Annotated in this window: 19 protein-coding genes, 1 tRNA gene and 1 pseudogene; 17 read left to right on the plus strand and 4 right to left on the minus strand. The window is 39.6% G+C overall.

Going from position 1 to position 21,765, the window contains the following annotated elements; genetic code table 11:
• The first annotated feature begins 575 nt into the window (after nucleotides 1-575).
• The 5 genes from GY23_RS16910 to tsaD all read left to right on the plus strand — a co-directional run bounded on the left by GY23_RS16910 (nucleotide 576) and on the right by tsaD (nucleotide 3,520).
• Nucleotides 576-651: transfer RNA gene (locus GY23_RS16910), tRNA-Asp, on the plus strand.
• Between the two features lie 245 nt (nucleotides 652-896).
• Nucleotides 897-1,349, plus strand: coding sequence for a tRNA (adenosine(37)-N6)-threonylcarbamoyltransferase complex ATPase subunit type 1 TsaE (gene tsaE, locus GY23_RS16915; RefSeq protein ID WP_075620366.1), 453 nt, complete (start codon nucleotides 897-899; stop codon nucleotides 1,347-1,349).
• The gene (gene tsaB, locus GY23_RS16920; RefSeq protein WP_075620367.1) at nucleotides 1,346-2,056 is read left to right on the plus strand and encodes a tRNA (adenosine(37)-N6)-threonylcarbamoyltransferase complex dimerization subunit type 1 TsaB; all 711 of its coding nucleotides are present in this window, start codon (nucleotides 1,346-1,348) and stop codon (nucleotides 2,054-2,056) included. The genes tsaE and tsaB overlap by 4 nt, the downstream gene beginning before the upstream one ends.
• Entirely contained in the window at nucleotides 2,049-2,504 is a 456-nt protein-coding gene (rimI, locus tag GY23_RS16925; protein WP_075620368.1) for a ribosomal protein S18-alanine N-acetyltransferase, read from the plus strand. Before tsaB ends, rimI begins: the two co-directional genes overlap by 8 nt.
• A complete protein-coding gene (gene tsaD / locus GY23_RS16930; RefSeq protein ID WP_075620369.1) occupies nucleotides 2,501-3,520 on the plus strand; it encodes a tRNA (adenosine(37)-N6)-threonylcarbamoyltransferase complex transferase subunit TsaD in 1,020 nt (339 codons plus the stop codon). Before rimI ends, tsaD begins: the two co-directional genes overlap by 4 nt.
• Before the next feature lie 340 nt (nucleotides 3,521-3,860).
• On the opposite strand, the gene GY23_RS16935 is transcribed toward tsaD, so the two are convergent.
• Nucleotides 3,861-5,792, minus strand: a complete 1,932-nt coding sequence (locus GY23_RS16935) for an ABC-F family ATP-binding cassette domain-containing protein (RefSeq protein WP_075620412.1) — start codon at nucleotides 5,790-5,792, stop codon at nucleotides 3,861-3,863.
• A 123-nt stretch (nucleotides 5,793-5,915) separates the two neighbouring features.
• Between GY23_RS16935 and GY23_RS16940 the strand changes: the two genes are divergently transcribed.
• The 3 genes from GY23_RS16940 to tatC all read left to right on the plus strand — a co-directional run bounded on the left by GY23_RS16940 (nucleotide 5,916) and on the right by tatC (nucleotide 7,655).
• Nucleotides 5,916-6,569 (plus strand): redox-sensing transcriptional repressor Rex, encoded by a 654-nt coding sequence (locus tag GY23_RS16940; protein ID WP_075620370.1) that lies wholly within the window; start codon nucleotides 5,916-5,918, stop codon nucleotides 6,567-6,569.
• 63 nt (nucleotides 6,570-6,632) lie between these two features.
• Nucleotides 6,633-6,830: a twin-arginine translocase TatA/TatE family subunit gene (locus tag GY23_RS16945; RefSeq protein WP_075620371.1), complete on the plus strand. Its 198-nt coding sequence runs from the start codon at nucleotides 6,633-6,635 to the stop codon at nucleotides 6,828-6,830.
• 21 nt (nucleotides 6,831-6,851) lie between these two features.
• On the plus strand, nucleotides 6,852-7,655 hold the full coding sequence (gene tatC, locus GY23_RS16950) for a twin-arginine translocase subunit TatC (protein ID WP_075620372.1): 804 nt from the start codon (nucleotides 6,852-6,854) through the stop codon (nucleotides 7,653-7,655).
• Between the two features lie 34 nt (nucleotides 7,656-7,689).
• Here tatC and GY23_RS16955 read toward each other — a convergent pair whose 3' ends face one another.
• Nucleotides 7,690-8,418, minus strand: coding sequence for a CPBP family intramembrane glutamic endopeptidase (locus GY23_RS16955; RefSeq protein ID WP_075620373.1), 729 nt, complete (start codon nucleotides 8,416-8,418; stop codon nucleotides 7,690-7,692).
• A gap of 350 nt (nucleotides 8,419-8,768) precedes the next feature.
• Between GY23_RS16955 and groES the strand changes: the two genes are divergently transcribed.
• The gene (gene groES / locus GY23_RS16960) at nucleotides 8,769-9,053 is read left to right on the plus strand and encodes a co-chaperone GroES (RefSeq protein WP_075620374.1); all 285 of its coding nucleotides are present in this window, start codon (nucleotides 8,769-8,771) and stop codon (nucleotides 9,051-9,053) included.
• 34 nt (nucleotides 9,054-9,087) lie between these two features.
• Entirely contained in the window at nucleotides 9,088-10,716 is a 1,629-nt protein-coding gene (gene groL, locus GY23_RS16965) for a chaperonin GroEL (RefSeq protein ID WP_075620375.1), read from the plus strand.
• A gap of 108 nt (nucleotides 10,717-10,824) precedes the next feature.
• On the opposite strand, the pseudogene GY23_RS16970 reads toward groL, so the two are convergent.
• Together GY23_RS16970 and GY23_RS16975 are read right to left on the minus strand one after the other, a co-directional pair.
• Nucleotides 10,825-11,953 (minus strand): annotated as a pseudogene (locus GY23_RS16970) (site-specific integrase).
• 294 nt (nucleotides 11,954-12,247) lie between these two features.
• Complete coding sequence (locus tag GY23_RS16975; protein ID WP_075620376.1) at nucleotides 12,248-13,273, minus strand: hypothetical protein; 1,026 nt, start codon at nucleotides 13,271-13,273, stop codon at nucleotides 12,248-12,250.
• Between the two features lie 125 nt (nucleotides 13,274-13,398).
• Here GY23_RS16975 and GY23_RS16980 point away from each other — a divergent pair, with 125 nt between their 5' ends.
• The 7 genes from GY23_RS16980 to GY23_RS17010 all read left to right on the plus strand — a co-directional run bounded on the left by GY23_RS16980 (nucleotide 13,399) and on the right by GY23_RS17010 (nucleotide 21,468).
• On the plus strand, nucleotides 13,399-13,599 hold the full coding sequence (locus tag GY23_RS16980) for a hypothetical protein (protein WP_075620377.1): 201 nt from the start codon (nucleotides 13,399-13,401) through the stop codon (nucleotides 13,597-13,599).
• A gap of 3 nt (nucleotides 13,600-13,602) precedes the next feature.
• Nucleotides 13,603-13,797, plus strand: coding sequence for a helix-turn-helix domain-containing protein (locus GY23_RS16985; protein WP_075620378.1), 195 nt, complete (start codon nucleotides 13,603-13,605; stop codon nucleotides 13,795-13,797).
• Between the two features lie 122 nt (nucleotides 13,798-13,919).
• Nucleotides 13,920-14,645, plus strand: a complete 726-nt coding sequence (locus GY23_RS16990; RefSeq protein WP_075620379.1) for a hypothetical protein — start codon at nucleotides 13,920-13,922, stop codon at nucleotides 14,643-14,645.
• Complete coding sequence (locus tag GY23_RS16995; protein WP_075620380.1) at nucleotides 14,590-15,429, plus strand: ATP-binding protein; 840 nt, start codon at nucleotides 14,590-14,592, stop codon at nucleotides 15,427-15,429. The genes GY23_RS16990 and GY23_RS16995 overlap by 56 nt, the downstream gene beginning before the upstream one ends.
• A 244-nt stretch (nucleotides 15,430-15,673) precedes the next feature.
• Nucleotides 15,674-16,180 carry a transposase gene (locus tag GY23_RS17000; protein WP_211270698.1) on the plus strand — a complete coding sequence of 169 codons (507 nt, stop codon included), beginning with the start codon at nucleotides 15,674-15,676 and terminating at the stop codon, nucleotides 16,178-16,180.
• 263 nt (nucleotides 16,181-16,443) lie between these two features.
• Nucleotides 16,444-16,926 carry a hypothetical protein gene (locus tag GY23_RS17005; protein WP_075620381.1) on the plus strand — a complete coding sequence of 161 codons (483 nt, stop codon included), beginning with the start codon at nucleotides 16,444-16,446 and terminating at the stop codon, nucleotides 16,924-16,926.
• A gap of 483 nt (nucleotides 16,927-17,409) precedes the next feature.
• Nucleotides 17,410-21,468: a HigA family addiction module antitoxin gene (locus tag GY23_RS17010; RefSeq protein ID WP_075620382.1), complete on the plus strand. Its 4,059-nt coding sequence runs from the start codon at nucleotides 17,410-17,412 to the stop codon at nucleotides 21,466-21,468.
• Nucleotides 21,469-21,765: the final 297 nt, after the last annotated feature.

The raw sequence follows: 21,765 nt of genomic DNA on the forward strand, positions 1-21,765 counted from the left end.
TGTGAGAGTAGGACGTCGCTAGGCAATTGAAAGACCGGTACCGAAAGGTATCGGTTTTTTTGTGTTCTTTTTTAGATTATAGTTGTTTCTTAAATAGGAGGTGTGCGAGAAAGAGGAGGAACAAAGAGTTCGAGGAAACAAAGGGAAGAGACTCGGAGCGTATCTCATACGCGAGAATCGAAGAATTGCGGTTGACGAAGTGCTGCCGTTATCTTTCGTAGCCTGAATACGTAAGTTAAGCTCGTCGCCGATGGTAGTGATGCTGCTTCAACAAGTACACTTGCTAAGGAGAGGAGTTTGAGCGATAAAGTGCCAGTTTGAGTGCTAATTTTTTTACAAGTCAGCGAGTCTCTTGAAAAACGTCTCATTAACCAAGTCAACTAGTCAATGAAACGTACCTTCTTTCAAAAAGGAGCGAAGCGCAAACAAAACTGATTAACACTACCTCAAAGCTGCAGCTATATGACGTTCTTCTGTTTGAAAAACCATCTGATAAATCTTTTAAAACTATTTCTTGAAAAACTATTGTAATATTTTCATACATTGGTATAATAAATCTTGTCGTTAAATATTGTGGTCCCGTGGTGTAGCGGTTAACATGTCTGCCTGTCACGCAGAAGATCGCGGGTTCGATTCCCGTCGGGACCGCCATTTACCTAAAATTATTAATCCTCAAAGAAAGGTAACTTTCTCTGTGGGTTTTTTTTATTGTCTAGTTCCAAGCATTAGCTCGCACCTAAGCTTTAGAACTCATGTGGAAACAACTTTCCACATGAGTTTCTTTCAGCACCGGCAACGAGCTAAAGTAGTGCTTTTTGCTTTTCGTTGTGCAAATAAAGTGTAGTATCGTGAAAGATTCGGTACACTAGAGAAAACAAGTGTGAGGTAGTAATGATATGACGTATATTAAACAAGTCACATCCCTAGAGGAAACCGAAGATTTCGGTAAGCGATTGGGATCACTCGTTCGAGCACAAGATGTTATTACACTTGAAGGTGATCTTGGTGCAGGGAAAACGACTTTTACAAAAAGCTTTGCAAAAGGTTTAGGTGTTACACGAAATGTGAACAGCCCAACTTTTACGATTTTGAAGCAATATGAAGGCAGATTGCCGTTTAATCATTTAGATGTGTATCGTCTGGCAGATAGCGACGAAGATTTAGGATGGGACGAGCTTTTTTACGGAGAAGCGGTGACGGTAATTGAATGGGCAAAATTGATTGAATACGATTTGCCGGATGAACGATTACAAATAGAAGTTTTTTATGAAAATGAGTTTGCTCGACGATTTGAAGTTACCCCGATGGGTGAGCGTTATGAGCAACTATGTAAGGAGTTATTTGCATGATTTGGTTAGGAATCGATACATCGAATGTACCATTGTCAGTTGCAGTTGTTCAAGATGGTCAGCTATTAGTGGAATGGACAAGTGCTACAAAAATTGCACATTCAATAGGAGCAATGCCGGCGGTTGAAGAAGCGTTAAAGCGAGCAAATATTAAGCCGAGTGAAATAGAAGCAATAGCTGTTTCCGAGGGGCCAGGATCTTACACTGGTGTTCGAATTGGTGTGACCATTGCCAAGACCCTTGCATGGACATTGAAGATTCCGATAGTAGGGGTTTCCAGTCTTCAAATACTTGCGGGGAATGCTTCACTTTTCAACGGCTTAATTTGTCCGATCATGGATGCACGTAGACAGAATGTATTTTCAGCAGTTTATACAAATGAGCTAGAGCCTGTATTGCAGGACGGTCATTATGCACTAGATGCAATTTTAGAAAAATTATCAACAAGTGAAGAAGACATCCTCTTTGTAGGGAAGGATGTTGCAATTCATTGGGAAGCGATTCAACATGTTTTAGGTGAACGGGCTAAACGTGCATCACTTCATCTAGACATGCCACGAGCGTCTGTAGTAATTGAACAAGCAATGACAAAACAACTTCCATCAATCGAAGAAACGCATCATTTTGTTCCGGATTACAAGCGGATCACTGAAGCTGAAACGAACTGGCTTGCAGAACAAAAACAGGTTGGCAAAGTAAATGATTGATACAATCACTTATCGTAAAATGACGGTTGATGACATTGATGGAGTTTTAAAGATCGAAGAAGAAGCATTTAGTTTGCCTTGGACAAAAGATGCCTTCATGCAGGAAATGACTACCAATTTGCATGCTTATTATGTTGTAGCTGAAAATGATGCTCATCAGATTGTCGGGTTTTGTGGCATGTGGCTTGTGATAGATGAAAGTCATATCACGAACGTAGCTGTTACTGAGTATGTTAAAGGCCAAGGTATTGGTGAAGGACTTATGCGTGAGGCGATCCGAGTGGCTAAAGAACACGGAGTCGTCTTGATGACATTAGAAGTACGCGTTAGTAATAAGATTGCTCAAAATTTGTATCGTAAACTAGATTTTCAAAATGGAGGTATTCGTAAAGGTTATTATTCAGATAATCTTGAAGATGCCTTAGTGATGTGGGTGGAATTTAAATGAGTAAAGATCAAATCATATTAGGCATTGAGACGAGTTGTGATGAAACGGCTGCTTCGATTGTGCGAAATGGTCGTGAAATCATTTCCAATGTGGTTGCTTCACAAATTGAAAGTCATAAACGTTTTGGTGGGGTCGTACCTGAAATTGCTTCCCGACATCACGTTGAACAAGTAACGCTTGTCATTGAAGAAGCTCTTGAACAAGCAAACATGCAACCAGGTGATTTGGATGCAGTTGCAGTGACAGAAGGTCCAGGGCTTGTTGGTGCACTTCTCATTGGCATTAATGCAGCAAAAGCTTTTGCCTTTGCAAATAGTTTGCCTCTTGTGGGTGTACATCATATTGCCGGACATATTTATGCCAATCAACTGGTAGAACCTATGCAATTTCCATTACTAGCCCTCGTTGTATCAGGTGGACATACCGAGATTGTCTTAATGCGCGAGCATGGTTCATTTGAGCTAATAGGCGAAACACGTGATGATGCAGCAGGGGAAGCGTATGACAAAGTAGCACGAGTATTAAAGCTTCCGTATCCTGGAGGGCCACATATTGATCGTCTTGCTCATGAAAGTGTTGAAGCGATTGCATTTCCACGAATATGGTTGGAAGAAGGATCTTATGATTTTAGTTTTAGTGGGCTGAAATCCAGTGTGATTAATTACATGCACAATGCAGAACAACGTGGAGAAGTGATTATACCTGGAGCAGTTGCCGCAGGTTTCCAGGCTAGTGTTGTCGAAGTGCTAACAGCTAAAACTTTACGTGCTGCGAAAGAATTCAAGGTTAAACAGGTGATTGCTGCTGGTGGTGTCTCGGCTAACAAAGGATTAAGAAAATCATTAGAAGATACCTTTGAGAGAGAAGGACTTCCATTTACAGTACCACCTCTGTTTTTATGTACAGATAATGCTGCGATGATTGCGGCTGCTGGATCCGTTATGTTCGAAAGAGGCCATAGAAGTACTATGGCGATGAACGGAAAACCAGGAATGACATTATTCGACTGGAATTAAGAAGAATCGATTCTCTTATTATAGAGAATCGATTCTTTTTTTAGCAAAAAATAATAGAGGTGTCAATAGAGAACATCTGTACTTATGCACATTCTGTGTATAACTTGTGTATAACTCGGTTGAATTCAATATATAGTGGTTAGTTTTAAGGGGAACACTGTGTATAAAAACTTTTTCGCTTGTGGATAGTGTGTATAACTCTGTGGATAGGTTGATATATCTAGCTTTTGAGTGTGTATAATATTGTGGAAAGAAAAATGTCGAAATTTGTCCTTGACCCATATATATGTCCTTAGTATATAAAAATACCACATGTTTCGACATGTGGTATCACTCATTATTATGATTGTTCTAATTCTTCCTCGAGTTCCATCCATTCCGTCATAAAATTTTCTTGTTCCTCTTTAAATGAATCTAACTCTTTTTGAAGGGACATTAGTTGTTCATGGTCTTGAAAAATGTCAGGGTCACACAGTTTTTCTTCTACACCTTTAATATGTTCCTCAATTGAATGTAATTGACCTTCTAATTCTTCTAGGCGACGCGTAATTTGGCGTTCTCTTTTCTTCGCTTCTTTGTCGATCGTAGAGGTCGATTGCTTTGCAATGGCAACTTCGGCTGCTTTGGGTCCAGCTTGCTCTGCACGAATTTCCTCTAATTCTTTTTTCTTTTCAATGTAGTAATCGTAATCACCCAAATATTCAAAAGCACCGTCGCTCGATAACTCAATCACTTTGGTCGCAATTCGATTAATAAAATAGCGGTCATGAGAGACGAAGAGGATGGTTCCTGGGTAATCGAGTAACGCATTTTCGAGCACTTCTTTGCTGTCTAAGTCTAAATGGTTCGTGGGCTCATCGAGAATGAGTGTGTTGGACTTTAACATCATAAGCTTTGCTAAAGCAACGCGGGCTTTTTCGCCACCAGATAAAGATGAAATCGATTTTGTCACATCATCGCCACTGAATAGGAAACGGCCCAAGACATTTCGAACATCTTTTTCATTTAATAATGGCCACTCATCCCATAATTCTTGGAGGACCGTTCGATTTCCTGTAAGTTTAGCTTGTTCTTGATCATAATAACCAAATTGAACATTGGTCCCGTAATGTATCGTTCCAGCTATTGGAGGGATATCTTTAATCACTGTTTTGAGTAAAGTTGATTTACCGACTCCATTTGGTCCCACTAAAGCAATGCGATCTTCACGGAAAACGCGCAGATTCACATCGTGAGATACTGGTTTTCCAGAATAGCCAACAGACATATCGTCAACTTTTAATACGTCGTTTCCGCTTTGGCGCTCGATTGTAAAACCGAATTTTGCAGATTTTTCATCCCCATCCGGTGAATCCATCCAATCGGTTTTCTCCAATACTTTGCGTCTTGACTGTGCCATTTTCGTAGTTGATGCACGTGCCAAGTTACGTTGCACAAAGTCTTCTAGTTTTGCTTTCTCTTCTTGTTGGCGGTCAAACGTTTTTAAGTCTCGTTCATACGTTTTTGCTTTTTCATCCAAGTATGCACTGTAATTCCCGACAAAACGTTTTACTTTGTGACGAGATACTTCGTAGACAAAGTTTACAACCTGGTCCAGGAAATAGCGGTCATGGGAAACGATTAAAATAGCACCGGGGTAACCTTGTAGATATCGCTCCAACCAACTGAGTGTATCAATGTCCAAATGGTTCGTTGGTTCATCTAGAATCAGTAAGTCCGGTTTGGTTAATAATAATTTCGCCAATGCAAGACGAGTTTTTTGACCGCCGGATAGCGATTGAATCGGCTTATCGTAATCAGCAGGGAAGAACTGCATCCCGTGTAAGACCGAACGGGTATCCGACTCGTATTGGTACCCACCAGAATCTTTAAACGCAACTTGTTTGACGTCATAGTCAGACATGATGCGTGCGTAAGATCCTGCATCTTCATAAATCTTAGGGTCAGCCATCTGTTGTTCGAGTAAACGTAACTCCTGTTCAGCCAAATGATGGTGTTCGAAAATGGTCATCATTTCGTCCCAAATGGATAAATCGGAATCAATGCCGGCATGCTGCTCCATATAACCTATTTTCGTTCCTTTGGGAATGATGATTTCTCCCGAGTCATATGACATTTCTCCAGCAATTATTTTAAGAAGTGTCGACTTTCCAGCACCATTGCGTCCGACTAAAGCCACACGGTCCCGATGGTTTACTTCAAGCTTGACGCCGCTTAGGATTTCGTCGACGACAAACGATTTATGTAATTGGTTCACTTGTAGTACAATCATGAATTCCACCTCAGTTCTCCTTCAGTTTAAAGGATGGTCGTGAGTCATGCAACGACTGAACTTTACTTCTCTTAAGTACTCATGTAATATGAAGGCGATTTCGCTTGAATGCAGGAGGACGGCATGAAACAAGAACAACTAAAAATTCCACAAGCAACGACAAAAAGATTACCTCTTTATTACCGATTCATTCAAAATTTCTCGAATGCTGGACACAAACGAGTCTCTTCTCAGGAACTGAGTGAAGCGATGAAAATTGATTCTGCCACGATTCGACGAGATTTTTCACATTTTGGTGCGTTGGGTCGTAAAGGTTATGGATACGACGTCCAACATTTACTTCAGTTTTTCCGTCAAACGTTAGATCAAGACGTGGCAACGAATGTAGCGTTGATCGGAGTAGGAAGTTTAGGGACAGCCTTCTTAAAATATAATTTTCACAAGAACCATAACACGCGAATTGTGGTGGCTTTTGACCCTAGTGCAACGGAAGACGGATCCACTTTGAGTGATATCCCTGTTTTTGACCCTAGTAAGTTAGAGGAAAAGATTAAAGAGTTTGGAATAGAGTTAGTCATTCTAACGGTTCCATCACGCACAGCCCAAGAAGTAACGGATCGCTTAACCAAGACGAATGTGAAGGGGATCTTGAATTTCACGCCTGTACGAATAACGGTGCCTGAATCAATCCGAGTTCATACAATTGATTTATCCGTCGAGTTACAAACGTTAATATACTTAATCAAACAAGAAGAAACGTTCACACTTCGTTCATAGTAGAAAATAGCAAATGACTCGAAAATGGGTTAAAATAAAAATAGACAAGAGGAGGTGCCTCTCATGCCAACAGGTCCATTAAGTATCTTATTAATTGTAGTTGTGGCTTTAATTGTATTCGGTCCGAAAAAACTTCCTGAATTAGGACGAGCTTTCGGTAGTTCGCTTCGCGAATTTAAAAATGCAACTCGAGGTCTAGTCGATGACGACGAAGATGACGATCAAAAAAAGAAAATCAAGCAACAAGATGAAGTTAAGTAAGTACGTTAGGGTGTTTTTCTAATGGAAGAAAGAGACATGACTACAGTTGATCATATTATTGAATTAAGAAAACGACTGATTATTATCGTCGTTTTCTTTGTTCTAGCAGTGATTGTCAGTTTTTTCTTAGCTGGACCACTGATTCAGTTTTTACAAGTAAGTGAGGAAGCACGAGACTTAACGTTAAATGCTTTTCGTATCACGGATCCGTTTAAAATATTGATTACCGTGATGATGGTTTTATCCATTGTGATGACGTCCCCAATCATCTTATATCAAGTATGGGCCTTTATATCCCCAGGTCTTTACCAAAAAGAAAGAACCGCGACATTAAGCTACATTCCGTTTATCTTTTTCTTGTTTATCGGTGGGGTTTCATTTTCTTATTTCGTCGTTTTCCCATTTGTTATTAACTTTATGGCAGATTTATCGAGCGACTTGAATATAGAGCAAACGATCGGGATTAATGAATATTTTGATTTCCTATTCCAGTTGACCATTCCATTTGGATTTGTTTTCCAAATGCCAGTTGTGCTACTGTTCCTCACAAGATTAGGGATTATCACACCAATGTTATTAACAAAGTATCGAAAATATATTTACTTGATTTTAGTAGTGGTAGCGGATATTTTGACACCACCAGATATTATGTCACACGTTTTAGTATCACTACCACTGATCATACTTTTTGAAATTAGTATTTTAATAGCTAGAGTAGGCTATAAAAAATACTTAAAAGCAGAACAGAAACGTCAGATTGAAGAGCAACAAGCTCTCATTGATGAAATGAATATTCGTCAAAATGAAAGCCTTCCACCGCAGTAATGGGTAGAAGGCTTTTTCTTTGTTTATTTTTCTATTATTGAGCGTTGGATAATGACTCCAAGTATTTTTGGTAGCGCAGAATATTTTCTTGATTTAATTGAATCAACACAACAAAGCCATTCAGTAACATATGCGAGATGATTGATGTCAATATTCTCTTAGTTTTGTAATACAAGAATGCGAATATAAATCCAGATACCGCATAAAGTAGTATGTGTGTGAAATCAAAATGGATGATGGCAAACACAACCGCACTAACAAATCCTGCAATAAAGAAGTTCGTCTTTTGTACAAGAGATCCAAAGATTACGCGTCGGAAAATTAATTCTTCTAATATCGGAGCAAATATTGCGATTGAAAGAATGGCAACTGGAGCGGCTGCTGAGATTTTTACAAAAACAGCTGTATTTTCAGATCCCGGATCGACACCGAGAGCACCTTCAATGACGGCTGCAAGGGATTGGCCGATTAACACCATGAAAAAGCCGAGAAATCCCCATCCTATTGATGCTCCAATTGAGCTTTTCTTACCTTTTAAGTTGGTGAAAAATGATTTATCTTTTTGAACCAGTACCAAAGTGATGATTGTTGCAATTAGCATACTGATGAAAATCCACCATCCACTCGCGAGGAGTTCAGCTTGTGAAACCTTTATTCCTTGTTGCATGAAAAATTCAAGCAGAAGTGGTGCAAACAGGTATCCTGATAATTGCATGATTACGTAAGTCACAATTAAGTAAAAAGCAGTTTTATTATTTTTCACAGGTTTATTCCTTTCATTGTAAGAAGATCTTTTCTTATTGTAAATCTTTTGTGCACATATAAGAAAGTAATAACTATTATTGATTTACTTACTTTCAGAGTGTCTATGTCTAGCTCAAGCGCCAGCTCGCGGACCATGGGGTCAGAAAGGCGAAAGCTCGCCTCTCATCCTTCCAGCGCCGGTGTCGAGCTCGTGTGTCGCATATCACTTTTCTGTAAAGAATTCAAAATTCTCAATGTTCCCGCTTGCAAAAGAGGTGCCAATTCATTTATGATAAGAATTGTGTTAGCACTCAATGAGTAAGAGTGCTAATAAAAATAATTATTACCATTTCAGGGAGGTTGTTTCACTTGTTAAAACCATTAGGCGATCGTATCGTAATCGAATTAATCGAAGCTGAAGAAGTATCTGCATTCGGTATCGTACTTCCAGACTCTGCTAAAGAGAAGCCACAGGAAGGCAAAGTTGTTGCTGTTGGAACTGGTCGAGTACTAGAAAATGGCACACGCGTTGAGTTAGATGTGAAAGAAGGAGACAAAATCATCTTCTCGAAATACGCTGGTACTGAAGTTAAATATGAAGGTAACGAGTTCTTGATTGTACGCGAAAATGATATTTTAGCGATTGTAGGCTAATAAATACTTAACATATTTTAGGAGGGTTTACAAAATGGCAAAAGAAATTAAATTCAGCGAAGACGCACGTAGTTTAATGCTTCGTGGTGTAGATAAATTAGCGGATGCTGTAAAAGTAACACTTGGACCAAAAGGACGTAACGTTGTTCTTGAGCGTAAATTCGGTTCACCACTTATCACAAATGATGGCGTGACGATTGCAAAAGAAATCGAACTTGAAGATGCATTTGAAAACATGGGTGCAAAACTTGTAGCTGAAGTAGCATCTAAAACAAATGACATTGCTGGTGACGGTACAACAACTGCAACAGTTCTTGCTCAAGCAATGATTCGTGAAGGGTTGAAGAACGTAACAGCAGGAGCTAACCCGGTCGGTATCCGTAAAGGAATCGAAAAAGCGGTTGCTGCTGCAGTTACGGGTCTTAAAGAAATCTCTAAGGAAATCGAAAGCAAAGAATCGATTGCACAAGTAGCAGCAATTTCTTCTGGAGATGAAGAAGTAGGCCAATTGATTGCTGAAGCGATGGAACGTGTTGGAAACGACGGCGTTATCACGATTGAAGAATCTAAAGGCTTCACTACTGAACTTGATGTAGTAGAAGGTATGCAATTTGACCGTGGGTATGCATCTGCATACATGGCTACGAATACAGATAAAATGGAAGCAGTTTTAGACAATCCATATATCTTGATTACAGATAAAAAAATCTCGAGCATCCAAGAAATTCTTCCAGTGTTAGAACAAGTGGTTCAACAAAGTAAACCATTGCTATTAATCGCTGAAGACATTGAAGGCGAAGCATTGGCTACATTGATCATGAATAAACTTCGTGGTACTTTCAATGCTGTAGCGGTAAAAGCTCCTGGATTTGGTGACCGACGTAAAGCAATGCTTGAAGATATCGCGATTCTAACAGGTGCGGAAGTCATTACTGAGGACCTTGGCCTAGAGTTGAAAACAACGAATATCACTCAATTGGGTCGCGCTTCTAAAGTGGTTGTAACAAAAGAAAACACAACAATCGTTGAAGGTGCTGGCCAAGCAGAAAACATTTCTGGTCGTGTGTCTCAAATCCGTTCACAATTGGAAGATACAACTTCTGAATTCGATAAAGAAAAATTACAAGAGCGTTTAGCTAAACTTTCAGGTGGGGTAGCCGTAATTAAAGTCGGTGCAGCAACTGAAACAGAACTAAAAGAACGTAAACTTCGTATCGAAGACGCACTCAATGCTACACGTGCAGCAGTAGAAGAAGGAATCGTTGCTGGTGGTGGTACTGCACTAGTGAATGTATACAACAAAGTATCTGAAATTGCAGCTGCTGAAGCAGGAGACGTAGCTACTGGTGTGAAAATTGTTCTTCGTGCACTTGAAGAGCCAGTTCGCCAAATCGCGAACAACGCTGGTCTTGAAGGCTCAATCATCGTTGACCGCTTGAAACGCGAAGAAGTCGGTATTGGTTTCAACGCAGCTAACGGTGAATGGGTAAACATGATCGACTCAGGTATCGTAGATCCAACAAAAGTAACACGATCAGCACTTCAAAACGCAGCATCTGTAGCAGCAATGTTCTTAACTACTGAAGCAGTAGTAGCAGACATTCCTGAGAAAAATGCAGGCGGCGGAATGCCTGATATGGGCGGTATGGGCGGCATGATGTAATCGTTTTCTCATAACCCCTGTTACATCAGGGGATAAAGACTTTAGTATCTTTAGAAAAGACCCTAGGGGTAACGAACGGGTAACATTTTCTTGAATACGGGTCTAATATTAGAGGTTTTCCATAAGTTCTTTGAACTTTTGGGAAGCCTCTTTTTTCATTTTTTTCGTAACATGGAGATAGACATTTCTTGTTGTATCTTCATCTTTATGTCCCAAACGTTCCATGATTTGTGGAAGACTTACTTCAGCCTCGGCTAAAAGCGACGTATGCGTATGTCGTAAAGAGTGGAGTGTCAATTCGTAATTTAATTCAGCTAGTTTCAATAATCTCGTCATGCGATTTCCCACCTTTTTTAGGTACAGGGGGTAGCCGAGAAGATTATCAATACTGGCGAAAACAAAACCTTGGTCATGGTATATATCTCGGTATTTCATTATTGTTTTATTTTGAAAAGATTTATGCAATTTAAGTTCACTAATCACCGTATCATCTACATCAATTACACGCACGGATGTGGGAGTTTTGGGTGTTAGCAACTTATATTCTTTTTTATTATTGGTGGGGTTATAATAAGTTTTTGAAATACTAATTGTTTGATTTTCCATATCAATATCCCGCCACTTTAAAGCACATAATTCACCGACACGCACTCCAGTGTATGAGAGTAATAAAAAGATAGGATAGTCTTGATCCAAACCTAATTTTTTTGCTACTTGGAGAAAGTGTTTTAGTTGCTGTTTTTCTAAATACTTAGGTAAATCCTTTTTCCCTTCCAATTCTTCGATTGTCTTCAGCTGTTTAGGTACATGAGTGTGTTCGGTTGGGTCTTTCTTTAAAACTTCCATTTCCAAAGCCTTTTTAAAAATCATTCTGCCAGTGCGGTGTGCGCCATCTATCGTGTTTCGGGCATACCCTCTTTTCTTCAAATCATTTATAGCGTCTTGATATTGTGTTCTTGTTATATTCTTTATTTTTAACTTTGCAAAGTAATCTAAGAAGCGTTTAATCTCGTGCCGACGAATTCTCACCGTACTTTCTTTTATATTCCCCATTCCTTCATAAATCGAAAGCCATTCATATGCGAATTCTTATGTTAGTTTCTTCAACAAACATTCCACGATTCAATTCATTCTGAAGAATAATGGAGGCTGTTTCAGCCTCTTTTTTTGTTCGGAAACCGCTTTTCTTCTTTTGCTTTCTTTTTCCGGTTATAGGATCTATACCTATGTCTAAAATGTATGCCCAACTAGCACCACATTTACATTTTTTACTCTCACATTTACAACGTGGGTGTAGATATAGCTCATAATTTATTTCATCTCCTGTATATGAATTTCTCGAATGGTTATTATCTGTGTTACAAATCCTATTACAAAGCTTTCTAGTGCTATTTGGTACTTGTAAGTCATTAGGAATGGAATGTGCAAATTTTTACTACTTTCTCTAATCATTGAATCCCTTTTTTATTCAGAGGAATAGTGGACACCATGTTGAACAATATTATTCTGTTACCCAATACAAGGCGGCTGCCTACCTTAGTATTGTAGATCTTATACGTTTACGTTCTTTGTATGCCATTTGCCTACAGGATTCATTGCAATGTTTCTTTTTCCCTTTGCCTTCAAAGGGTCTGTTACAGTAATTGCAATATCTTATTGGCACATCAGTGTTAATTAACCTCCATAAATCTTGGTATATAGCACCTAACAAATACCGACTTGAATAGGTCTCATTAAAAGAGAAACCTATAGGTGATAAGTCAGAATGAAAAACTTCGGAAAATGAAATCTTAACAGCATCATCTAAACCATTCTTTATTAGTAGTGCTAGAACGTATGATCCTATAAGACCGTCATATGCGAGAGATTCCTCTATCTCTCTTGGGAGATCCGGAGCTGGATGGGGGATGTTGTTCACACCATCGAGTAGCAGATTCTCCATTTCCTTAATACAGTATTTTTCAGTCCAACTTATTTTTGTTCTTTTAATCAATCCTTTCCCGACCATATATACAGTTTCCTCTTCCAAGCTAAAAAACTCACCGATAACCTCTACTTCCTTACCTTGTTTTTTTTCCTTAAGAGCTTTGTATAACTTTAATAATCTCTTGATATGCGCAATGTATGTATGCCATGTATTTAACGTTTCAAAGTTCGTATGAGAGTAATTATTCCATCCCCAGTCCAAAACCCCTAACAGACCATAAATTCTTGCAAAAGAAAGAATATCGCTCTCATTTTCCAACCTTGAAAACCTTAAGGAAATATCCTTGATTTCTTTTTCTTGGAAAGAAGGCAATTGTCGAAGAACGTGAACAAGACTTGGCATGGTGCTTGCAAAAATCTTCTTATATGCAAAAGCACGCTCTTCTATAGATTTTTTTATGTGTTCATTTAATTGGTTGATCAAAAATTCCAAACCTATTTGAGTGTTAGGTGAAGAAATTTTTTCTTCAAAATCTGCGATGTTGTCCTGAAGTAATTGGTTTGCAGCCACCATAAATATGTCATCAGGGTGGTGTGAAGTTTGATATGCTTCGTTATTTTTACTAATCATTTTATCCTCCTAAAAATTATTGACGATAGTTCACGATACTGAGCCCGAAAAAATTACTTTATCGTGAACTATTTGGTAAATTGATCATAACAACAACAATTAATAAAGTAAAGGAGGCTAGAACTATGAAACGAAAAAATATCGATGTAAGAACAGCAATAAAATGTTCAGGTTTACATCAATGGAGAGTAGCAGAACTTTATGGGATTAGTGAAGGGAATTTTTCTAGATTGCTTCGAAAAGAATTACCAGAATCAGTAAAGAGGGAGCTTTTTAATATTATTAATACGTTAACGAAAGTCGAAAAAGCGCAGGAGGAGATTTGATCAATGCAGGAACAAAGACTTTCCAACATATTAACCGCTCAACATATCGCTGACTATTTAGGTATCTCAAGACGACGTGTGTATGAACTTTTACAAACTAGGGAAGAAGCCGGTGGTATAAGAAGTTTTCAGATAGGATTATCAAAGCGAGTTGATAAAAAGGACTTCCTTCAGTGGATTGAACAGAAGAAAAACTAATATCTGATATTCTTTCAAGCTCATTAGAAAATAGTGTAAGTGTTATTTCATCAGTTAAAAAGATCTAGTTACATGCTTACAAAAGGGTTCTAGTAATTAAGGAATCTGTCGGAGGTGGAAAAATGCAAGGATGGATTAAATTACATCGGAAGACTAGAGACCACTGGTTATTTACAGAACGGAGAGTATTTAGCCGTCTTGAAGCTTGGGTTGATTTATTACTTGAAGTCAATCATAAGGAGCATAAGTTTTTATTAGGTAGTGAACTAGTTGAGGTGAAAGCCGGCCAGACAATTACTTCTATTCGCAAATTATGTGAAAGATGGTGCTGGTCAAATAGTAAAGTAACGAATTTCCTTAAACTGTTGGAAAAGGATGGCATGTTACTGTTTGTAAGCGACACAAAAAAGACGACATTAACCATTGTTAATTATGAGGTTTACCAAACAAGTGGTGTTTCACAAACTATGCAAGAAAGTCATGCTAACGACGAGGAAAAGACAAAGCAACACACAAACAAGAATGTAAAGAATGATGAAAATGATAATAATGAAACGTATTCTACTGAATTTGAGTTGTTTTGGGATTTATATCCAAAGAAGGTTGAAAAAAAGTCAGCATATATAGCATTCAAGAAAGCAATTAAAAACCATTCGTTAGAAACAATAACTATGGGTACCCAAAAGTATGCTAAAGATGTACAAGGTAGGGACAAACAGTTTGTAAAGAATCCAGCAACATTTTTAATAAATGATTCATTCATAGGTGACTTTGGGGAAGGAGGAGTGAAAAATGGAGCGAATCAAACTCCCGAAGAAATGGCCGTTCGATACCATCTTGACTTCTAACTACTGCAAGGAACACACCTATATTAAAGATGGTGTGGAACACGTTAAGTTATGTCAAATGATGATGGTAGATGGAATAGAATGCTGCCCTAAATGTGTATTAAATAAGATTAATATGCAATTTGAAGCCGATATTCTACAGAAATATATGCATAATTTTAAAAGGAGTAATTACAACATTCTTTTTAAGAAAAGTATTCTGTTGGATAAGACGATACTGAATGCAACATTTGACACTTACAAAGCTGAAACTACAGAAGAAAAAAGCAATAAACTACTTTGCTTGCAAATTGTAGAACGCTTTAAAAACGGACAAATATTTAATGTACTCCTACAAGGGAATCAAGGAGCTGGAAAAAGTCATTTAGCATATTCATTGCTTCGCAAATTAAATGATGTGGGGGAAGATGTTACTTGCCTTTTCGTAAGCGTTGAGGAGATGATGAGGCTCATTAAAGAGACCTTTAATAACAAGGAGAGCAAATACACTGAACAATATTTCTTGGATTTACTGTCATCTGTTGATTACCTAGTATTGGATGATATAGGTGCAGAGACAGGGGCAATTGACACAAGTAAAATTGCTACTGATTTTGTTCAGAGAGTTTTATATGCTGTAACCAACTCACGACAGGACAAAGTAACGATTAGTACTACGAATCTGGATAGTAATAAATTATTTACCATGTATGATAAGAAGTTGATTTCCAGATTATTAAAAAACCCGAAATATGTACTGTTCAAAGAAACTACTGATAAGAGAATGTTAAGTTTACCATTCTAGTCTGTAAATTCTTGAATGGTAAAAGCAGCAATATTTAAATAAACATCCTGTTACAAATGAGCAAAGTGTTGAAGAAATGAATTCAGAATATAATTTTTTGCTTACACAATAGACTCGTCAGATTTATCACCCAGTTTTTCTATCTATTCCTAACCACTTCAGTATCTGTTCAATGCTAATAATAATCTCCGATTAATTTTAATCAGGTAATCAGAGATAATCGTTAATAAAGGAGTGATAGGTCATGTTAAAGACAGCAAAAATTGTTTCGCATAACCCGAATTCTTTAATGAAGAAGAAGGTAGGCCGCAAACCACTATATACTTATTGGCTAACTGAAGAAGGTTTGGTCAAGGTGAAAAAGTTTGCTGAAATTGGTTTGATTGGCAAAGAAATTGCTCAGAACATCGGTATTAATCATACAACTCTATACGACTGGATGCAGAAGTTTCCCGAATTAGCCGAAGCCATTAGGAATGGTCGTAAAGTAATGGATGAACAAGTTGAAAATTCATTGCTGAAGCGGGCCATGGGATACCAATACGAAGAAGAAACCTGGAGAAAGGACCATGACGGGGAAATGATTGTGGTGAAAAAGGTATTGAAGTCGCAAGCGCCGGACGTTACTGCGCAAATATTTTGGCTCAAGAATCGCCAACCAAAACTATGGAGAGACAAAGTTGAAATTCAAAACGAGCATAGTGGGACGATCCGTGTGGAGATGGGTGACATGGAGAAATGGAGTAACTAACCTTGTTAGGTTAGGTTGTTAAGTAAAGCATATAGAATATGCACATAATCTGTCCTTAAAAACTTTTTCTTGCACCAATAAGGAAAATAAATCAAACCGAATCGTCAGATTCACAACTACCTTTAATATTCGTTGGTCAATTTGAAAACTGGATGTTATATAAGGAGGTCAAAAAAGTTTGGTGCAGCCGTTACTTCGAGAATGGTCAAAATTTAAATACAAAAGAAAAAGAGCAAAAAGCTCAAAAAATAGGGGGAGTTTCTATGTACAAAGTAATATCACACATCAACAATGCTGGGGAAACGGTTTCTCAGCACACCATCCAATTCAATGGACGCTTACAAGATGACGAACGCTATGCACAAGATAAAATGATAATTAGTAGGGACATTGATTTCCCACACGGCATGACTCCTATAGAATTAGGTTACGCTTCTATGCTTGCACGTCATCTGTTACCGCTTACGAATGTGATAGGTAAAACGACAAAGAATGGGAAGAAGGCACTAACTAAGAAGGAGATAGGTTTTGTGTTAGGGCTGGCATATCCCGAAAGTTTTTTAAGGAAGATGAACGAGCTGGATGTCATAACGAAGATCACTCGTTATTTGGGGGAAGGGAAAAAGGAAACACAGTACGTCATGAACCCTTTGTACTTCCTTAAAGGTAGAACCATGACCGACGAACTGTATAGGCTATTCAATGAATCAATGGATGGAGAGGACGGCGACGCATCGAAGGAATGAATGAAGAAGTACTAGAGCATATATATATATATATAGTAAAACGAATTACAACTTATCAAATTGCGGGAAGGTTTGAAACCTCCTCAACAACCGTCTAGAACGTTTAAAAGAATACAAAATCAACTTACGACCAGTTGTAAATCGTAAGTATATGACTACCATCCATAACCGAGTGGTAGAGCGGCGAGTTAGAGATAAGCGAGGTCCATTACAGCATTAAATCTCTGCAAAAAAGTATTACAACGAATTGCTGAATTTCCAAACCTATACAAATAATTAAAACACCATCCAGAATGAATGGACGGTGTTTTTGATTTGCTTTGATAAAACGAGAGACCTTGCAAAAAGTGTCTAATTAAATTTTCAAATAAATTCAAAAAATCTAAATATATTTTCGGAAAATAATTGACACGTGTAGCGTTACGCGATACGCGATACGCTAATTGTAATCACTACACTACTTATTGAAAGAAGGCGGGTATTATGAAATCATTTGAAAAACAAACTCATCCCGGTAGCTTTGTTCGTCAGAATATTATTCCCTCAGGTATGACTGTGAAAGCTGCGGCCGAGCGACTTGGTATTGGGAGACCGGCCCTGTCTAACTTTCTTAACGGAAAATCTTCTCTTTCCCTTGAGATGGCGACAAGATTAGAGAAGGCATTCGGAGCTGATCAAGAGCAGCTGCTCGACATGCAGGCAGTTTATAACCAGCGGGCGGGGCTTACAAGCAATAAAGAAATTACGGTTCGTGCTTTCGTTCCGAATTTCCTAACCATTAAAGCAAGGCAGATCGAGGAATGGGCTAATAGTCAGTTAGAGTCCCGTAGCCACCTTCCGGTACTTCTGCGAAGGTTGGTGCACTCGACCGGTAACGACCTCCGTCAGGTTGACTTCCCTGGTTATGATAATGGGCAACGGAAGGGCAACGATGGTTTCGTCGAAGCTGGAACCGCTACGCCTTGGATTCCTGAGGGTCAATCGTATTGGGAGTTCGGTACTAACGAAAGGGTAAGTGGTAAGGCTGAAAGTGATTATAATGCGCGATTGACTACAATTGATCCTGCTGTGAGGTCCAACAGTACTTTTGTTTTTGTTACACCTCGCAATTGGCCAGGGAGAAAAACTTGGGAGACGCAAAAAAATGAGGCGAGTGACTGGAAAGCAGTTAGAGTTTTTGACGCAAGCGATCTCGAACAATGGCTGGAGCAGTCGATACCCACGCAAATTTGGTTCGCTGAACAGCTCAACTTACCCATAAGTGGTTATGAAACACTAGAGATGGAATGGAGTCGCTGGGCGAATGCTAGTGAACCTCCTCTAACTCCTGCTATTTTTGCTGCTTCAATTGCTGCGAGCAGGAATTCGTTTAAGGATTGGATTAACAAGCCTAGTAGCAGACCTTTTGTTGTTGCTGCTGATTCAAGGGGTGAAGCTCTAGCCTTTTTGTCTTGCTTGTTCGAAGAGGAGGAATTTCGTCATTTAAAAGACCTTTCCGCAATTTTCACCTCGCCAGAAACACTACGTACGCTTGTAGCGTCTTCGGTTCCTTTTATCCCAATTGTTCATTCCGAAGATACCGAGCGTGAACTTTTAGATGCCCATCACCGACTTCATTGCATTATTTTCCGTCCGCGTAACGCGGTAGATGTGGAAGCTGATATTAAGCTTGATCTTCTCAGCCACGACTCCTTTAAGGAGGTGCTCACATCCATGGGAATAGAGCAAGAAGTTGATAGGCTTGCAAGAGAATCGGGCTACTCGCCAACGATACTTCGTCGACGTCTCTCTAAGAATGCTGCGATTAGGATGCCGGTATGGTCCGGAGACGACAACACAGCAAGGAACTTAATACCAATGGTGTTAATTGGTGCTTGGCACTCAGAGACAGAAGCTGATCGAGAGATTATTTCTAAAGTGGCAAATCGTAATTATGATACAGTCGAAGCCGAGATAGCACGGTTTCTTAGATTCGATGACAGCCCAGTATGGTCTGTGGGACATATTAGAGGTGTGGCCTCAAAATTAGACGCGCTATTCGCAATTGAGAGGTTAGTTACATCAGCGGACTTAGAACAGTTCATGGCTGCAGCTGAATACGTCCTTTCAGAATCTGATCCAGCGCTTGAACTGCCGGAAAAGGATAGATGGGCTGCAGCTCTTTACAATAAAACCCGCAATCACTCCAATGCTTTACGCACAGGTATCTGTGAGACACTCGTCATTTTATCGGTCCACGGAAATAACTTGTTTCAAAGTCGGCTTGGCATTGACATTGAAAGTCGAGTCGCATTACTAGTCCGTAAACTTTTAACGCCGTTGACTCTCGAAAAGCTGCTTTCCCACGATCGTGACTTGCCGCGATACGCCGAAGCTGCTCCAAATGAATTTTTAAAGATTATTGAAGCTGATTTGCGGTGTAACAATCCTGTTGTCTTCGGTCTTCTGAAACCAGTTGATAATAGCTTGTTTGGGGTTTCACCATCACGAACTGGACTTCTTTGGGGGTTGGAGTGCCTGTCATGGAAACATCTTCCGCGCGTCGTATTAATCCTAGCTCGACTTTCTCAGCCGAAAATCAACGACAATTGGGCGAATAAACCAGACGCTAGCCTTAAGGCAATCTTCAGATCATGGATGCCACAAACAGCAGCCTCAGTAGAACAGAGATACAAAGTATTGGAAATGCTTACAAAGCGTTTTCCGGATATCAGCTGGGAGATTTCTATTGATCAAATTAAACCCGGTTCCCGAATTGGTCATTACAGTTACAGACCTAACTGGCGCACTGACGCGTCAGGCGCTGGACAAATCCTCACGTACAAGGAGATTTATGAATTTAATCGAAGAGTCTTAGATTTACTAATTACTTGGCCGAATCACGATGAAAAAACGCTTGGTGATCTAGTCGAATCTTTACAAGGTATGCCAGAGGAAGATCAAATCAAGATATGGGATTTGATTGACAAATTTTCTCATAACGCTGATGATACCCCAAAAGCAGTATTACGCGAACGCATCCGCCAGTTTGCCTTTACCCGCCGAAGTCGCCAACGGAAGCTCAAGGAAGCGACCCGTGATCGTGCCCGCACTGCCTATGATAACCTTCGGGCACAAAATCCAGTTATCAGTCATGGTTGGCTGTTCGCTGATCATTGGGTGCAGATATCGACTGATGAAATTGAAGATGAGGAGTTCGACTCTCGAAAACGTGAAGAGAGAATCGACAGTTTGCGTCTCGAAGCGATGATTGAGATATGGAGAGAGCGCGGTTTCGATGGAGTAAAAGAATTAATGGCCAGCAGTGGTGCAGCCGGAGTCATTGGTCGCTATGTGACAGTTTGTGTTACTGAATATAAGTCTAGGGTAGATTTCATCCGTGAATGTTTATCTGTTAATGGCGATCTTAAAAGCAAGGCAGAGTGGTGCTTACAGGGCTTTGTTAATGCAATTGAGGACGATTCACGTAGCGAGGTGTTAAAGGCTGCAGCTAATGAGATGACTGATGAAGAGCGAAAGCGATTATTTATATGTGCGCCATTCAGGGAATCAACTTGGCGTCTTCTAGACGATTATAACGAGATTATCCACACAGGGTACTGGAAGGAGGTACTTCCAACCTGGGGTTCTCGTACTCCATCCGAGCTCACCGAACTGGTCGATTGTCTCTTGGAGGCTAGTCGACCACGTGCGGCTTTCCATGCCGTGCAAACGAATTTTAAGGATCTCGAGACGCTCTACCTTAAGCGCCTTCTGTTCGATTTAGCAACAGTTGATGCGGAACCAGTAAATCATTTCAAGCTTGAAAGCTACAACGTTTCAGAAGCATTAGTTATGCTTAATGGTCGCGCAGGCGTCACCCGTGACGAGCTTGCCCAACTAGAATTTCTCTTCATTGGGCTGTTAGACGAAAGTAAATATGGAATCCCGAATCTAGAAGCTCAGATTGGTGAATCTCCATCGTTGTTTGTCCAAGCGGTTGCACTTGCTTACAAGCGACGTGACGAAAAAGAGGACCCATTAGAATGGAGGATTGAGAATCCGGATCAACGTGTGGCTGTTGCATCTGCAGCCCATCGTCTGCTAGAACGTATTACGAAGATTCCCGGCACAGATAATAATGGAATAATCGACGCTGTTGCGCTTGCAGAGTGGCTTGCAAAAGTACGGAGGTTGTGTCACGAATATGGTCGTGCGGAAATTGGTGATCAGTGCTTAGGGAAACTTCTAGCAAAGGCACCTGCGGATGAAAATGGTATGTGGCCCTGTCAAGAGGTCTGCGAAGCAATGGAGGAAATATCATCATTAGAAATTGCCAAAGGATTCTCAATAGAAGTTCATAATTCTCGTGGTGCTCAATGGCGAGTCGCCGGGGGAGAACAGGAGCGTGAGCAAGCAGTAAAATACCATACTTGGGCTGAGCGTTTGTACTTTGACTACCCTTATGTTGGGGCAATTCTAGAGGATATCGCTGAGTCTTATAATAGGGAAGCCAAATGGCATGATTCTGAAGAAAATATTGCGAAGAGATTACGCGATTAAATAAAGTTATCGTTATCATAAAAAGGTAAATAGATATAAAAATGGAAGAGGCCTTTCCCAAAGTAATCTTTTGGGATAGTCTCTTTTATAGAAGAGCCATGATTACTGTTGATTCCCCACAATCTCTTTTTATTGAAGTGGGTGGTAATCGTTGTGACATACGTTGAGAAAGTTTGGAGTCGCAAGTGCCCGGCGTTCCCGCACAAATTTTTGGTTGAAGAATCGCAATCCGAAAGAATGGCGGGATAAGGTTGAGGTCTATAATGAGCATACAGGCACAATCAAGATTGATATGGG

Origin of the sequence: Paenisporosarcina indica (assembly GCF_001939075.1) — a bacterium.
Lineage (GTDB): Bacteria > Bacillota > Bacilli > Bacillales_A > Planococcaceae > Paenisporosarcina > Paenisporosarcina indica.